Below are 15292 nucleotides of genomic sequence, written 5' to 3' on the forward strand. Positions count from 1 at the left end.
CAGGATAGCCCTTGCCAATGCCGCAGCGCTGTCACTGGTTGCCTCTCAACTGCCTGCACTTTGGCGTCATCCTCTGATGCTCCCTAAGACGGCGCTTGCCGCTGTTGCTTTCTCAATCATGATGCAGGTCTGGCATCTGCCAGTAGGGCCATCGGAATTGCACCTAATCGGGGCGACCACCATTTATCTTCTCTTCGGCTTTACGCCCGCCATGCTTGGCTTTGCGCTTGGCCTCGTCCTACAGGCATTTCTATTCGAGCCGGGGGACATTCCTCATCTCGGCGTCAATGCCCTATCACTGATGCTGCCGATGATGCTGGTGCATTATACGCTTGGGAAGCGTCTTTTCTCTGGAGAAGTCGGCAAGCGCTTCAATCTCGCCAGGGTATTGGGGCTGGATGCCACCTATTATGCCGGAGTGTCGGCCATGGTCGGTTTCTGGCTGGCTATTTCTAACGACGGTCTTGCCTTTGCCGACTGGGGGCGCTGGGTCATTGCTTATGCACCAGTCTTTGCCATTGAGGCATGCATCACGTTTATCATCGTGCTCGCCGTGCGGCGAATAAGGCACCTTCGCGTGACCAGCCAGATCACCGAGATCGACCGTTTGACCTTTGCCTGAGATCAGCGCAATTTAAGAGAATGAGAGGCGCGCGTGCGTTGGCCGCGCGCTTTTTTCTTTGAAAATCCCACCGCGATGGGTTAGGCGCGCTAGGACTGCATCATGTTGAGAGCAGCCGGTTGGAATGTTCATGACGTGTTTGAGCTATAAAATTGATTTACGCGCTTGAACCAGATCACCAACGCGAGATGGCAGCGACATAAAAGGGGCCGAGCGATGCGCATTTTGAAAGAAGCTTTTTTTTCCGAGCTTCCCAACTATTATCGCGGCAAAGTCAGGGAAAATTACGATCTGCCGGATGGCAGCCGTATCATTATATCGACAGATCGTTTGAGCGCTTTCGACCGTATCCTGGCTTGCATCCCTTATAAAGGTCAGGTCCTGACGCAGACGGCGCGCTACTGGTTCGAGCAGACCGCCGATATTTGTCCCAACCATGTCATAGCCTATCCCGATCCTGCCATTGTCATCGGCAAACGCCTGACGATCCTGCCTGTGGAAGTGGTGGTGCGCGGCTATCTGGCCGGCACGACCGGAACATCGATCCTGACACTCTATAAGAAGGGGCAGCGAACGATGTATGGCATGACATTGCCAGACGGCATGCGCGATAATCAGAAACTGCCGCAGGCGATCATTACGCCGACCAGCAAGGAATTTGACGGTGGTCACGATGCACCGCTGACACCGGCAGAAATTATCGATAATGGCCTGCTGACACCTGATCAATGGCAGCAGCTTTCTCAATATGCGCTGGCTCTTTTCGCGCGCGGCCAACAGAAGGCGGCAGAACGCGGCCTTATTCTCGTCGATACCAAATATGAATTCGGCACAGACGAGGCCGGGAACATCCTTCTGGCTGATGAGATCCATACACCAGATAGCAGCCGTTACTGGATTGCCGAAACTTATGAACAGGCCTTTGCGCAGGGAACCCGGCCGGCCAGCTTCGACAAGGACTTCGTACGGTCATGGGTGGCGGAACGATGCGATCCGTATAAGGACGACATTCCAGAAATTCCACAGGACTTGGTCGAGGCAACTTCCAAAGTCTATATCCAGGCCTATGAGGCCATCACAGGATTGACGTTCCAGGCCGATAACTCCGGTGAAACCCCCTTAGATCGCGTGAAAGCAAATCTGTTTTCCTATCTCGACCGGCGCTGACGATCATGACAGCGCCAAAAAGCACTGGCAAACCCACCGGACGAGGCGCTGGCAAGCGGGAACCATGCCGCCCGCGCAGGTCACGTCGTCCGGCGGCAGAAACTCGCCAGGAAATCCTGCGCGCAGCGGAGGAACTGTTTCGCCAGCGCGGATACCAACAGGTAGCGATGGCGGATATCGCAGCCGAGCTGGAAATGTCTCCGGCCAATGTATTCAAGCATTTTCATTCCAAAACCGCGCTAGTCGATGCGATCGCGACAGCCCATCTCGAAAAACTAATGGCCGGGCTCGCTGACCTGGAACTGCTTCCTTCACCTCAGATGAAATTGCTGCAAATGGCCGAGCAGCTCCTGACCAAACTGCTGCAGGACGTTTGCGACAATCCGCACCTGTTCAAAATGATCGTGCTGACCACCGATCTGGAACTCACCGCCGCCGATCTCTACAGGGAAAAGATTTGCGCAATTTTCGAAACCATCGTCCTTGAAGGCGTGGCGACGGGCGACTTTTTCGTAACCGATCCGCGTCATACTGCATCCGTCATTGCCACCGCTTTGGAAGGGGTTATCCATCCACTTTCAATCACGCGGGAAAAGCCCGAGATTCTCCATATTCGCTGCCGGGATCTGATTGGCCTGGTGACTACCGCACTGCAAAATCCACTTGCAAAGTGACGGTTGTTAATTTACGTCACAAGATAAGCCGTTTGTAGGCGAGCCGTGTCCTTGATGCCATAGCGCAAAAAACATCGGTCGATAGAGCGGTTACGGAATGTTATTGTCTTGTGATCATTTTCTTTTACTGAAACTGTCAGAACAAGACTATCTCGGAAATTAGGATCTGCGCATGGCCAGACATCTCACCCTGTCATCCATTATTCTCGTGGCGGCGATTGCGCTGAGCGGATGCAGCGATGACGGGAAAAAGCAAGCCGGCGGCCCGGGAGGACCAGGGGGGCCCGGAGGCGAAAGACCACCAAGCCCGGTGAGTGTTCTTGCAATTAAAAAATCCACGGCACCGCTGACGACCGTCTTGTCGGGCCGCGCGGAAGCTTTCCAATCTGCTGACATTCGTCCACGGGTCGGCGGCGTGATCAAGGAAATCGCCTTCAAGGAAGGCAGCTTCGTCAAGGCTGGCGATCTGCTCTACAAGATCGACGAGGATACCTATAGGGCTTCGTTGGATGAAGCCAAGGCTACCTTGGAAAAGTCTGAGGCGAGCGTCCCGGCTGCCCAGGCCAATCTCCAGCGCTATGAGCGTCTGGCCAATACTGGTGCATCGCAAAAAGAATATGAAGATGCCCAAACGACACTGCTCCAGGCAAAGGCATCCGTGTCTGAATCGCGCGCTTCTCTTCAGACCGCGCAGATCAATCTGGATCTGACATCCGTAAAGGCGCCTTTCGATGGTGTCACATCGGCGACCAATTATTCGATCGGCAACGTGGTCACGGCCAGCCAGACAGAATCGTTGATGACTCTGCGGCAGATTGATCCGATCTATATCTCCCTGAACGAATCCAGCGTTAATCTCCTGCGCCTGCGCGCCGCCATCGCCGCCAGCAATCTCAAGCGCAACGGCAACAAGGCGGATGCCGAGACGACCGATATCCGGCTGACGATGGAGGACGGCACTGACTATCCGCATGTCGGCAAGATCGATATGTCTGAAATGGCGGTCAGCACCTCAACGGGAACAGTGACGATTCGTGCATTGTTCGACAATCCGGACAATCTCATCCTGCCCGGCATGTATGTCCGTGCTACGATCACCGTTGGCGAAGAAGACGGTTATCTCATTCCTCAGCGCGCTGCCAGCCGCAATGCCAATGGCGACCTGACCGCCAAATTCGTAAACGCAGACAACAAAGTTGAAACCCGGACATTCCGCAGCAGCAAGCTGTCTGGCAACAATTGGCTGGTCAATGACGGCATCAAGGAAGGCGACCAGTTGATCCTCGATGGCTTCCAGTCGATCACCGACAACGCCACGGTCAAGCCGGTTCCCTCGGAAATCGATTCCAAGGGCTTTGTTATTGCGCCGGCAGCAGGCAAGACTGCGACGGAAGCACCGAAATCATGATGTCAGAGGACATCTCCTGCAACATCGTGATCAGGAATTAACTCATGTCAAAATTCTTCATACGGCGACCGATTTTCGCCTGGGTGATCGCGATCGTGATCATGCTGGGTGGCGGGCTGGCGATCACCAGCCTGTCGATTTCGCAATACCCGGAAATCGCACCACCATCCGTAAAAATCAGCGCCACCTATACAGGTGCCAGCGCCGATACCGTCAAGAAGACCGTTACTCAGATCATTGAGGACGGAATGACGGGGCTGGATGGACTGACATATATGACCTCTTCATCGACGTCTGGATCATCATCCATCACGTTGACCTTCGACAACAGTATCGATCCGGACATGGCCCAGGTCCAGGTCCAGAACAAACTGCAACTGGTGGAATCGCAATTACCGTCCGTAGTGCAAAATCTCGGCATCGAAGTGACGAAATCGACCTCCAGTATCCTGTTGGTTGGCGCCCTCGTGTCCACGGATGGCAAGCGCACCTCAGCAGACCTCGGCGATATCTTTTCCGCTCAGATCGAAGACCAGGTAAAGCGCCTGGAAGGCGTCGGCAATATCAATGCCTTCGGCTCCGCCTTTGCCATGCGCGTCTGGCTCGATCCCTTCAAGCTGCGCAAGTTTCAGCTGACACCTGCGGATGTCACCTCAGCCATTGAAGCACAGAATACCCAGATTTCGGTTGGCTCGGTTGGCGGTCTTCCAGCTGTCGAGGGACAGCAGATCAACGTCACGATGACAGCTCAGAGCCAGTTGACCACTGTGTCGGACTTTGAGCGGATCATCCTGAAGGTCGATACCAGCGGTGCAAATGTCCGCTTGAGCGATGTGGCACGGGTTGAAATCGGCCAGGAAAGCTACACCTCCACCTCGCGGTCGAACCGTCAGGCGGCATCCGGCTTCGCGGTTAACCTTGCAACGGGAGCGAATGCTCTCGATACGGCCTCCCGTGTGAAGGCCAAGCTGGCGCAGATCGCTCCGGCATTGCCCCAGAATGTCAGCATCATCTATCCTTACGACACAACGCCTTTCGTATCACTTTCGATCGAAAAGGTCGTTCATACGCTGATTGAAGCTATCGTCCTCGTCTTCTTCGTCTTGTTGATCTTCCTACAGAACCTGCGGGCGACATTCATTCCGATGATCGCCGTGCCCGTCGTTTTGCTTGGTACGTTTGGCATTCTGGCGCTGACGGGATATTCGATCAACACACTGACCATGTTCGCCATGGTGCTTGCCATCGGCCTTCTCGTCGATGATGCCATCGTCGTGGTGGAAAATGTCGAACGCATCATGACCGAAGAGGGCCTGCCCCCCCTGGAGGCGACCCAGAAATCCATGGGTGAAATCACTGGCGCCATCGTCGGCATCGCCCTGGTGCTGACGGCCGTGTTCGTTCCCATGGCATTTTTCGGTGGCTCGACCGGCATTATCTATCGTCAGTTTTCGGTCACCATCATTTCGGCGATGCTGCTTTCAGCAGTTGTCGCACTGGTCCTGACACCTGCGCTTTGCGCGACGATACTGAAACCGATAGACAAGAGTCATAGGAAGACGACCGGTCCAGCCGCTTGGTTCAATCGCAATTTCGACCGCACGACCAATGGCTACGTATGGTCCATTGGTCACCTGCTGAAGCGCCCGCTCCGGCTTCTGTTGATATTCGCGGTACTGGTCGGCGGTTGCGCCTGGCTGTTCCTGCGCCTGCCCTCCTCCTTCCTTCCGCAGGAAGACCAGGGCGTGCTAATGACGATCGTCCAGCTCCCAAATGGCTCGACCTCGGCGCAGACGGGCGAAGTGATGAAAAAGGTTGAGGATTACCTGCTCGACAAGGAAAGCAGCGTTGTCGATTCGGTTTTCGCCGTCAATGGTTTCAGCTTCAACGGAAGCGGCCAGAACTATGGCCTGGTTTTCGCCAAGCTGAAGGATTTCGACCTGCGCAAGAAGCCGGATATGGCCGCAAGTGCCATCGTCCAACGAGCGATGGGTTATTTCATGACCATTCGTGAAGCGCAGGTCTTTCCGATTCTGCCACCGGCCATTCAGGGCATGGGCAATTCCAGCGGTTTTTCCTTGTATCTCGTTGATAACGGGAACCACGGCTCGGAAGCACTGTCGATCGCTGCGAAACAACTGCTGGCGCAGGCCAATAGCAGCGGCGTTATCACCGCCATGCGCCCGAACGACCGCGATGAGGAAAGTCAGGTCAAGCTTATTCTCGACCAGGAAAAGCTTAGCGCCATGGGCGTGACGATTTCCGACGCCAACTCTATGCTGACGACCATTTTCGCCGGCACCAATGTCAATGACTTTACGCTGAACAACAAGATCAAGAAGGTCTATGTCCAGGCCGATGCCCCCTATCGCATGCAGGCCGAGGACATAAAATATTGGGATGCCCGCAATTCGAGCAATGAGATGGTCCCCTTCTCATCGTTCACGGACGCAAAATGGGTAAACGGGCTTCCTTCGATTTCGGCTTTCAACGCTGTCACCGCCTTCTCGCTCGACGGTTCTGCGGCGCCCGGCGTCAGCTCCGGCGACGCAATGGATGAAGTAGAACGTCTGGTTTCCAAGATGGATGGCGGCTACACCGTCGCTTGGCAGGGCATCTCCTATCAGGAAAGATTGTCAGGCTCGCAGGCGCCCTTGCTCTACGCCTTGTCGGTGTTGATCGTCTTCCTATGCCTATCGGCACTCTACGAAAGCTGGTCGATCCCCTTCTCGGTGATCATGGCCGTGCCGATCGGTGTTCTTGGCGCCGTTGCGGCAGCAACTTTGATGGGGCAGGACAACGACGTCTACTTCAAGGTCGGGCTGCTTACCACAATCGGTCTGGCGGCAAAGAACGCCATTCTGATCGTCGAGTTCGCCAAGGAGCGACAGGAACACGGATTGAGCCTGATGGATGCGACCCTGGAGGCGGCAAGACTCCGTCTTCGGCCGATCATCATGACCTCTCTCGCCTTCATTCTGGGCGTCGTTCCGCTGGCAATCGCTACTGGCGCGGGCTCTGCAGCGCAGAATGCAATCGGCATCGGCGTACTCGGTGGTATGCTTTCTGCAACACTGCTCGGAATTTTCTTTGTTCCATCCTTTTTTGTCATTGTCAGACGCGCTTCAAACCGTGCAAAAGCCAAAGAAGAGCTGTTACAAGCTGAGCAGAAACGATAGGTTAAAAAACAGTTGCCGCGCTCCCAAAAAAAGCGCGGCATTTTCGAGATTGTGGCGGTCGCGGCCCATTGCTTGCTCGGCGCGCCTTCGGATTGAAACAGGGATAGAATAGATGGTCTCCGTACGCTTAGCTGCGCCCTTTGCAATGCTGCTTCTGTCAGGTTGCGTGATGGGGCCCGAGCACAGCCCGCCACAAACCGCACTTCCTGCCAAATTTACAGAGGGTGGGACCAAATCTGCGCAGGACACAACCACCGTTCAGTGGTGGACGGCGTTCAACGATGCGCGCCTCAACACGCTGATCAACCAGGGCGTCAACCAGAATCTTGACGTTCTACAAGCACTGGAGCGGATCGAACAGGCGCGCGCGACCGTCGTCACCTCATCTGCGGGCGGCCTGCCAAGCCTGACGGGCACGGCAAGCGAAAGCGGCAGCCAGACCAATGGCGGCTATAATTCTCAACCTCGCGCTTGGGAATCCAAAGGTGAACTTTCCGCGTCTTGGCTTCTCGATCTCTGGGGTCAATATCGCCGCGCCAAGCAGAGCGCTACTGCATCGCTTGATGCCGCCTATGCCAGCGTCGATACCTCTCGCCTGACCTATCTTTCCGATCTGGCAACAGCCTATATCGATGCCCGCTACTATCAGGCTCGAATCGCAATCGCCAACGAAGCCGTCAAATCTCGCCGCGAAACCCTTGCGCTGACCAAGCTGCAGCTTGAGGCCGGTGCTGCTTCGCGCCTCGACGTCGTGCAGTCCGAAGGTCTGGTCAACTCGCAGTTGGCGGATATTCCGGGCTTTGAAGCCAACTTCTATAGCAATGCCTATCATATCTCGACGCTTCTTGGCCTTCCGGCCTCGACGCTCATCAACGATCTGAAGAAGCATGCTCCTCAGCCGGTTGCCCGTCGTGTGGTTCTGTCGGGAATTCCGGCTGATCTGATCCGCAACCGTCCTGACATTCGCAAGGCCGAACGCGATCTGGCCGCCGCCGTTTACGACATCGGCAATGCGCAGGCGCAGTTGCTGCCTTCGATCACGCTCAGCGGCTCGATTTCGCCGTCCTATGTGCATTCCAACACCCACGGCACAGCCAATACCTGGTCCTTCGGCCCGTCGCTCAACCTGCCGATTTTCGATGGCGGTACGCTGCGTGCCAATGTCAAGAACGCCCAGTCGGTCGCTCGTGAAAAATACCTGGCCTGGAAGCAGACTGTGCTGAACGGCGTCGAAGACGTTGAAAGCGCGCTTGCTGCCTATAACCGCGATGCTCGCGCCGTTGCAGCCAATCGCGCCTATGTAAAGTCCTATAAGGAAGCGCTCGAACTTTCGACCGCATCCTATAAGGACGGCGCTTCGTCCCTGCTCGACGTCTTGGATGCTCAGCGTGAGTTGACCACCGCTCAGGCCAGCCTTGCCGAGTCGATCCAGCAAATGGCCAATGACTATGTGACACTGAATGTGGCCATTGGCGGCGGCTATAATTTCAATGGCAAGGCCCAGGCTATTGAAGCCACTGTCAAGCCTGCGGATATCCCGCCCGCACTTGCCAAAGCCAAGTAAGCATCAGACTTTTCATGCACACGCCCGGCGATCCTGATCGCCGGGCGTTTTCTATTGACGGTCATTTTGTTTGCATTGCGTGTGGCCGACAGCACCGAGCGCAAGCGTCTTTAAAGCTCCCGCATGACACCAAAAAGCCCGGCTCGCGAAAGCAAGCCGGGCTTTTCTTTAATCAAACATCAGGCAGAAACGACAGCTCGAAGCGCCGGAGTGCCGAACATCAGTCCTTGGCACGCTCGACATAGGAATTGTCTTCGGTGGCAATCACCACGCGGGTTCCGGCATTGATATGCGGCGGTACCAGGGTCCGGATGCCATTGGAAAGCATCGCAGGCTTATAGGACGAGGATGCCGTCTGGCCTTTGACAACCGGTTCGGTCTCCATGATTTCCAGGGTCACGTGGCGCGGCAGGTCAAGCGCCAGCGCAACACCTTCATACATGGAAATAACGCAGGTCATGCCTTCCTGGAGATAGGCCTTCTGGTCACCCATGGTATCGACATCAACGACGATCTGGTCGTAGTTTTCCGGATTCATGAAGTGGAAGCCTTCACCATCCTCATAAAGGAACTGGTGGTTGACGTCTTCAACAAAAGCACGCTCAACCTGCTCGGTCGTGCGCCAGCGTTCCGACACTTTCACACCGTCAACGATGCGGCGCATGTCGATCTGGGTCACCGGCGTGCCTTTGCCGGGATGGAAGTTTTGCGCGGTAAGCACGACATAGAGCTTGCCGTCGACTTCGAGAACATTGCCCTTGCGGACCGAAGAGGCGATGACCTTGACCATTCGGAATTCCTTGTATCTCTCAAACACACATCGTAAAGGACGACCCGGCGCCCTTTTGACATGCTGTGACGTTGCATGGGGCGCACCTAACCCAAATTTGCCGAAATAGCCAGCCCGTGTTGCAGCCGAATTGCCGGCCAAGGACGAAAGATTAAGAGTGCAATGACTGGAATGAGCGAAAAGCGCCTCTCCGCCTCCCCTTGGTGGACACCGCGGGTCCATGCAGACCGCCGCCCCTTCCTGCTTGGCCGCAATGCCATCCAGGCCGCCCTGCGGCTCTATTTCAGCCGTAACGACGTCCTGGAGATCGACACCGCAACCTTGCAGATCTCGCCCGGCAACGAGGCGCACTTGCATGCCTTCGCAACGAGCGCCATTGGCAATGACGGGCAGGCGTATCCTCTTTACCTGCATACATCACCGGAATTTGCCTGCAAGAAACTGCTGGCCGCCGGCGAGCCACGGATCGCCTGCTTTGCCCATGTCTATCGCAACCGGGAGCGTGGTCCCCTGCACCACCCGGAATTCACCATGCTGGAATGGTATCGCGCCGGGGAACCCTATGAGCGGCTGATGGACGATTGTGCCGCCATCCTGGCCCTTGCCGCCGAAACGACAGGAACAAGGCAATTTTCCTTCCGCGGCGGCGTCTGCGATCCCTTTGCGCCGTTTGAGCGGCTTAGCGTTGCGGATGCTTTCGCGCGCCATGCGGGCATCGATCTTCTGGGCAGCGTGTTTGCCGGCGGCGAAACCGACCGCGACCATCTGGCCGCACAGGTACGGCAGGTAGGCATGCGCGTTGCCGAAGACGATGGCTGGGCCGATCTGTTCAGCCGGGTGATCGTTGAAAAAGTCGAACCGCATCTGGGCTTTGGCCGGCCCACCATTCTCGATCGCTATCCCGTGGCGGAAGCCGCCCTTGCCCGGCCTGCGGCCGACGATCCGCGCGTCGCCGAACGTTTCGAACTTTATGCCTGCGGTGTCGAACTGGCCAATGCCTTTGGCGAGTTGACCGATCCACAGGAGCAACGCCGTCGCTTCATGCTGGAAATGGCGGAAAAGCAGCGGGTGTACGGCGAGACCTATCCGCTGGACGAGGATTTTCTGGAGGCGCTGGCCATCATGCCGGAAGCCTCAGGCATCGCGCTCGGCTTCGACCGGCTGGTGCTGCTGGCGACCGGTGCGCAGCGGATCGAGCAGGTGTTGTGGACACCGGTGGCGGAGCCGCAACCGTGACCGCTCCCGTCAGAACCGTGAAAACTGTCGGAGAACTGGTCGAGACCGGACTTGTTGCTGCTGAAACCGGTGCGGAACTGGAAGCGGTCGCTGCCCGCTACGCCATCGCCATCACCCCCGTCATGCTGGCGTTGATCGACCCAAACGACCCCAAAGACCCGATTGCCGCGCAATTCGTGCCACAAGCCGGTGAATTGGAGCATCAGCCGGTGGAGCGGGCCGATCCGATCGGTGACCATGCCCACAGCCCGGTCGAAGGCATTGTCCATCGCTATCCCGACAGGGTTCTGTTGAAGGTGGTGCATAGCTGCCCGGTCTATTGCCGTTTCTGCTTTCGCCGCGAAATGGTCGGGCCGGAAGGCGATGGCCTGCTCTCAGGCCCGGCGCTGGACGCCGCCATTGCCTATATCCGTGACCACAAGGATATCTGGGAAGTCATCTTTACCGGCGGCGATCCGCTTGTTCTGTCGCCACGCCGGCTGCGGTCGATCTTGCAGCAATTGGGCACCATCGATCATGTCCAGATCATCCGGTTTCACAGCCGTGTTCCCGTCGCCGATCCGGCCCGTATCGATAAGGATCTGATCGAAGCCTTGCAGGCGAGCGGCAAGACCACCTATATCGCCATACACGCCAACCACCCACGCGAACTGACGCCACAAGCCCGGGCGGCGAGCGCAATGCTCCTGCAAGCTGGCTTTGCGCTTTTAAGTCAAACAGTGCTGCTGAAGGGCGTCAATGACGATGTTGCCGTGCTGGCGGATCTGATGCGCGCTTTCGTCGACATGCATATCCGGCCTTATTACCTGCATCACCCCGATCTTGCGCCCGGCACCGGCCATTTCCGCCTCACCATAGAGGAAGGCCAGGCGATCGTTTCGGCCCTGCATGGGCATCTGTCGGGTCTCTGTCAGCCGACTTACGTGCTGGATATTCCCGGCGGCCACGGCAAGGCGCCGATCGATGCGAGCCGGATCAGCAAGGAAGGCGATCATTATCGGGTCACGGACTTCCATGGACATCACCATATTTATCGTGATCAATAGAAATAGCCACCACAATCAAAAGTATATTATTTTAAAATATACAACCTTTATAAAATTCAGATAAACCCAAAAAAAGCCGAGAATATTAAACCTTAAAGATTTGAAATTTCAACGATCCTGGTAGAATTTTAGACAGGATCAAAAGAATTGAGATATTCATATTAGCCTAATCTTACGATTTCTGGTCTATTGCAATTCTCCTGATCAGACAGATTTCCTATGAGGGGTTGAGATGAACGAGACCATTCGGACTATTCTGGGCAGAGTTGGCGGCTTACAGGTTGCCGTTACAGAGATCTCGGCAGATGCCGATCTCTATGCGCTAGGACTGTCTTCTTTTGCATCGGTGCAGCTGATGCTCGGCATAGAAGAAGCCTTCGACATTGAATTTCCCGACCATCTGCTCAACCGCAAATCCTTTGCCAGCATCGAGGCCATCGAACGCACGGTGCGCCAGATCCTGGAGGGTCGGAAGGTCGCCTGATGACCGCTCCGGCTACTCACGCCCTCAACGTCAGGACTCCCGCCGGTAATCTCTCCGAACGGGCAGCCCGCGTTGCCGCTATTGCCGCGAAATATGCCGAGGATGTCGACCGCGAAGGCCGGTTTCCGCGCGAGACCGTGGACGCATTGAAGGCAGAGCAGCTGCTCGGCATCCAGATCCCCGCAGGACTTGGCGGTGAAAATGCCGGATTTGCCGCAATTGCCGAGATCTGCACCACGCTTGGCCAGGCCTGCGCCTCCAGCGCGATGATTTTCGCCATGCATCACATCAAATGTTCAAGCCTGGTGGAACATGCCCAGGACAATGCCTGGCAGCGCAGCTTCATGGCACGGGTTGCCGATGAACAATTGCTGCTCGGCTCCGCGACGACCGAAGGCGGCATTGGCGGCAATCTGCGCAATTCCATCTGCGCCATTGAGGTCGATGGCGACACCTGCCGGCTGGAAAAGGACGCCACCGTCATTTCCTATGGATCAGAGGCCGATGCGATCCTGATCACCTCGCGCGCCCATAAGGATGCCGCACCGTCCGACCAGGTCATGACCGTATTTCTCAAGGGCCAATATAGCCTGGACAAGACCGTGGACTGGGACACACTCGGCATGCGCGGCACTCGGTCCGATGGCTTCCTGTTCAAGGGCGAAGCGCCCGCCGTCCAGATCCTGCCAAAACCCTTTGCCGACATTGCCGCCCAGTCGATGCTGGCCGCCTCCCATATTCTGTGGAGCGGCGTCTGGTACGGCATCGCCGTTGATGCTGTGGCGAGAGCACAGAGCTTCGTGCGCGCCGCCGCCCGCAAGAGCCAGAACAGCTCGCAACAAGGCCAGATGCCGCCCGGTGCCTTGCATCTGGCGCAAGCCGCCAATCTGTTGCAGCTGGTGCGCTCCAATGTGGTGGCGGCGCTCAAAGCCTATGAAGAGGCCAAAAATGACGGCGACAAGCTGTCGTCCTTCGGTTTTTCGGTGGCGATGAACAATGTCAAGATTGCCTCGTCCGAGACGATCATCGACATCATCAATCAGGCCATGCTGATCTGCGGCATCATGGGCTACAAAAACGGCACACCCTACAGCCTTGGCCGCCATCTGCGCGACGCGCATTCCGCCCGGCTGATGATTTCCAATGATCGCATTCTCGCCAACACATCAACGATGTTGCTGGTCCACAAACTCGACACACGTCTGCTGGGGTAAGCAAATGGATACGCAAGCCAATTTTCTGGACCGGCTGTTCGATGCCGGCCTGCTGATCGATACTGGCGTGGACGGGCTTTATGGCCGCAGCGGCCAGTTCGAAGATGTGATCGCCGCTTTCGAGCGGCTGATCGACCGGTTCGGTGGCGCAGATGGTGCTGAAGCTCTGCGCTTTCCGCCGGGCATGAACCGCGCTTTTTTCGAGACCAGCGGCTATATGAAGAGCTTTCCGCAGCTGGCCGGCACCGTGCACAGCTTCTGCGGTAACGAGCTCGATCATGTCAGCCTGCTGAAATGCATGGATGCCGATGAGGACTGGACGAAGGACCAGAAAGCGACGGATATCGTGTTGACGCCCGCCGCCTGCTATCCACTCTATCCGACGATTGCCAAGCGTGGTCCGATTGCCGCCTCCGGCGCGCTGTTTGACTTGCAATCCTATTGTTTCCGCCATGAACCCTCGACCGATCCGGCCCGCCAGCAGCTGTTTCGCATGCGCGAATATGTCTGCATGGGTTCCGAGAGCCATGTCACCGATTTTCGCCAGACCTGGATGGATCGCGGCCTGAAAATGATGGAAGAGGTGGAATTGCCGGTTGAAATCGACATTGCCAACGATCCGTTCTTCGGACGCGCCGGCAAGATGCTGGCCAATAACCAGCGCGACCAGAACCTGAAATTCGAATTGCTGATCCCGATCACCTCGGTCGATAAACCCACGGCCTGCATGAGCTTCAACTATCATCAGGATGCCTTTGGCAGCAAATGGGGCCTGAACCTGGAAGATGGTTCGGTTGCCCATACCGCTTGCGTCGGTTTCGGTTTGGAACGGATCGCGCTGGCGCTGTTCCATCACCACGGGCTGGACGTCAAGGCCTGGCCACAATCGGTGCGCAGCGCACTCTGGGGCTGACGATGACCACGGTCCTGCCGCTCGATCCGGCTCGCTATACTCCCCATCTGCTGCATTCGGCGGAGCGCATGTGGCCGGAAACCAATTGCTATGTCGATCTGTGGATCGAGGTCCTGTCCGTGCTGGGCCTGCCGCCGGAGGCCATGCTGGGCTTTACCCTGACCCAGGATTTCGAGGGCGACCAGTTCACCTTCTTCAAGGTGCCACTGGAAGATCTCGAAGCGCTTTACGGTATCCGCGTCACGGAGCTGGCAATTTTCGACCGGGCCGAGACGCATGTGGCCCAGCAGATCAGCCGTGGCCGGTTGTGCCTTGTCGAAATGGACAGCTATTTCATGCCAGACACCGCTGGTGTCGGTTATCGCCAGCACCACGGCAAGACCACGGTCGGTATCAACCGGCTGGATCTCGCAGGCCGCTCAATGGATTATTTCCACAATGGCGGATTTTTCCGGCTCGAAGCCGAGGATTTCGACGGAATTTGGCAATTAGCAGCACCGGAGACCGCACTTCCATTCCTGCCCTATGCCGAATTTGCCAAATTCCCCGAAACTCGGCCTGACGAGACGCATCTGCGTCAGGTCGCTGAGCGGCTTTTCGCCTTTCATTTTACCCGCCGCCCGCAAGACAATCCCTTTGCGGCGTTTGCAGAGGTTTTTCCGGCCCAGGTGGAAGCCATCGCGGAGCGGCCCTTCGGCTATTTTCATACCTATGCCTTCAACACACTGCGGCAATTCGGGGCGAATTTCGAGCTTCTGGCCAGTCATCTGCACTGGCTCGCCGCAGATGGGCGCTATACGAGCGAAATTGCCGAAGCATTGCGGATTTCCGAACTGGCAAAAACGGTCCAGTTCCAGCTGGCCCGCGCCATCACCCGCAAGAAATTCGAACCACTGAAAGCAGCGCTTGACCCCGCGATTGACGCATGGGACAGGCTGATGACGGGGCTTGCCAGCAAGATCGGCTGAGACCAGATCGGGTCATTCAGGCACCGT

The 15292-nt window shown here is 56.7% G+C and carries 13 protein-coding genes (1 of these 13 running past the window's edge); 12 read left to right on the forward strand and 1 reads right to left on the reverse strand.

The window, feature by feature from the left end; all coding sequences use genetic code 11:
- From FS819_RS13655 to FS819_RS13680, 6 genes are all read left to right on the forward strand, one after another.
- Positions 1 to 622 carry the 3' portion of an energy-coupling factor ABC transporter permease gene (locus FS819_RS13655; RefSeq protein WP_156551467.1) on the forward strand. Its footprint begins 32 nt before the window's first position, so 622 of the gene's 654 nt are visible here — the last part of the coding sequence; its start codon lies beyond the left edge, outside the window; it ends in the stop codon at positions 620 to 622.
- A 216-nt stretch (positions 623 to 838) separates the two neighbouring features.
- Entirely contained in the window at positions 839 to 1789 is a 951-nt protein-coding gene (locus FS819_RS13660; protein ID WP_156551468.1) for a phosphoribosylaminoimidazolesuccinocarboxamide synthase, read from the forward strand.
- A 167-nt stretch (positions 1790 to 1956) separates the two neighbouring features.
- Complete coding sequence (locus tag FS819_RS13665; protein WP_234890377.1) at positions 1957 to 2463, forward strand: TetR family transcriptional regulator; 507 nt, start codon at positions 1957 to 1959, stop codon at positions 2461 to 2463.
- A gap of 172 nt (positions 2464 to 2635) precedes the next feature.
- Complete coding sequence (locus FS819_RS13670; protein WP_156551470.1) at positions 2636 to 3871, forward strand: efflux RND transporter periplasmic adaptor subunit; 1236 nt, start codon at positions 2636 to 2638, stop codon at positions 3869 to 3871.
- 44 nt (positions 3872 to 3915) lie between these two features.
- Positions 3916 to 7050: an efflux RND transporter permease subunit gene (locus tag FS819_RS13675; RefSeq protein WP_156551471.1), complete on the forward strand. Its 3135-nt coding sequence runs from the start codon at positions 3916 to 3918 to the stop codon at positions 7048 to 7050.
- Positions 7051 to 7162: 112 nt separating this feature from the next.
- A complete protein-coding gene (locus FS819_RS13680) occupies positions 7163 to 8614 on the forward strand; it encodes an efflux transporter outer membrane subunit (protein ID WP_156538578.1) in 1452 nt (483 codons plus the stop codon).
- A gap of 220 nt (positions 8615 to 8834) precedes the next feature.
- Here the strand turns inward: FS819_RS13680 and efp are convergent, their stop codons facing one another.
- Entirely contained in the window at positions 8835 to 9404 is a 570-nt protein-coding gene (gene efp / locus FS819_RS13685; RefSeq protein WP_070167034.1) for an elongation factor P, read from the reverse strand.
- A gap of 162 nt (positions 9405 to 9566) precedes the next feature.
- Here efp and epmA point away from each other — a divergent pair, with 162 nt between their 5' ends.
- The 6 genes from epmA to FS819_RS13715 all read left to right on the forward strand — a co-directional run bounded on the left by epmA (position 9567) and on the right by FS819_RS13715 (position 15265).
- Positions 9567 to 10640: an EF-P lysine aminoacylase EpmA gene (epmA, locus tag FS819_RS13690; protein ID WP_197434246.1), complete on the forward strand. Its 1074-nt coding sequence runs from the start codon at positions 9567 to 9569 to the stop codon at positions 10638 to 10640.
- On the forward strand, positions 10637 to 11686 hold the full coding sequence (locus FS819_RS13695) for a lysine-2,3-aminomutase-like protein (RefSeq protein ID WP_234625068.1): 1050 nt from the start codon (positions 10637 to 10639) through the stop codon (positions 11684 to 11686). Before epmA ends, FS819_RS13695 begins: the two co-directional genes overlap by 4 nt.
- A gap of 232 nt (positions 11687 to 11918) precedes the next feature.
- On the forward strand, positions 11919 to 12170 hold the full coding sequence (locus tag FS819_RS13700; RefSeq protein ID WP_156551472.1) for an acyl carrier protein: 252 nt from the start codon (positions 11919 to 11921) through the stop codon (positions 12168 to 12170).
- Positions 12170 to 13384: an acyl-CoA dehydrogenase family protein gene (locus FS819_RS13705; protein WP_156551473.1), complete on the forward strand. Its 1215-nt coding sequence runs from the start codon at positions 12170 to 12172 to the stop codon at positions 13382 to 13384. Before FS819_RS13700 ends, FS819_RS13705 begins: the two co-directional genes overlap by 1 nt.
- A 4-nt stretch (positions 13385 to 13388) precedes the next feature.
- Positions 13389 to 14297, forward strand: a complete 909-nt coding sequence (locus tag FS819_RS13710; protein ID WP_156551474.1) for an amino acid--[acyl-carrier-protein] ligase — start codon at positions 13389 to 13391, stop codon at positions 14295 to 14297.
- 2 nt (positions 14298 to 14299) lie between these two features.
- Positions 14300 to 15265: a DUF1839 family protein gene (locus FS819_RS13715; RefSeq protein ID WP_156551475.1), complete on the forward strand. Its 966-nt coding sequence runs from the start codon at positions 14300 to 14302 to the stop codon at positions 15263 to 15265.
- The last annotated feature ends 27 nt before the right edge of the window (positions 15266 to 15292 follow it).

It is taken from the genome of Allorhizobium sp. Av2 (assembly GCF_021462805.2).
GTDB classification, from domain to species: domain Bacteria; phylum Pseudomonadota; class Alphaproteobacteria; order Rhizobiales; family Rhizobiaceae; genus Allorhizobium; species Allorhizobium vitis_G.

Excerpts from the sequence above, each read along its gene's own strand:
- FS819_RS13660 (WP_156551468.1), top strand. The coding sequence starts at position 839 with ATGCGCATTTTGAAAGAAGCTTTTTTTTCCGAGCTTCCCAACTATTAT.
- FS819_RS13665 (WP_234890377.1), top strand. The coding sequence starts at position 1,957 with ATGGCGGATATCGCAGCCGAGCTGGAAATGTCTCCGGCCAATGTATTC.
- FS819_RS13670 (WP_156551470.1), top strand. The coding sequence starts at position 2,636 with ATGGCCAGACATCTCACCCTGTCATCCATTATTCTCGTGGCGGCGATT.
- FS819_RS13675 (WP_156551471.1), top strand. The coding sequence starts at position 3,916 with ATGTCAAAATTCTTCATACGGCGACCGATTTTCGCCTGGGTGATCGCG.
- FS819_RS13680 (WP_156538578.1), top strand. The coding sequence starts at position 7,163 with ATGGTCTCCGTACGCTTAGCTGCGCCCTTTGCAATGCTGCTTCTGTCA.
- efp (WP_070167034.1), bottom strand. The coding sequence starts at position 9,404 with ATGGTCAAGGTCATCGCCTCTTCGGTCCGCAAGGGCAATGTTCTCGAA.
- epmA (WP_197434246.1), top strand. The coding sequence starts at position 9,567 with ATGACTGGAATGAGCGAAAAGCGCCTCTCCGCCTCCCCTTGGTGGACA.
- FS819_RS13700 (WP_156551472.1), top strand. The coding sequence starts at position 11,919 with ATGAACGAGACCATTCGGACTATTCTGGGCAGAGTTGGCGGCTTACAG.
- FS819_RS13705 (WP_156551473.1), top strand. The coding sequence starts at position 12,170 with ATGACCGCTCCGGCTACTCACGCCCTCAACGTCAGGACTCCCGCCGGT.
- FS819_RS13710 (WP_156551474.1), top strand. The coding sequence starts at position 13,389 with ATGGATACGCAAGCCAATTTTCTGGACCGGCTGTTCGATGCCGGCCTG.
- FS819_RS13715 (WP_156551475.1), top strand. The coding sequence starts at position 14,300 with ATGACCACGGTCCTGCCGCTCGATCCGGCTCGCTATACTCCCCATCTG.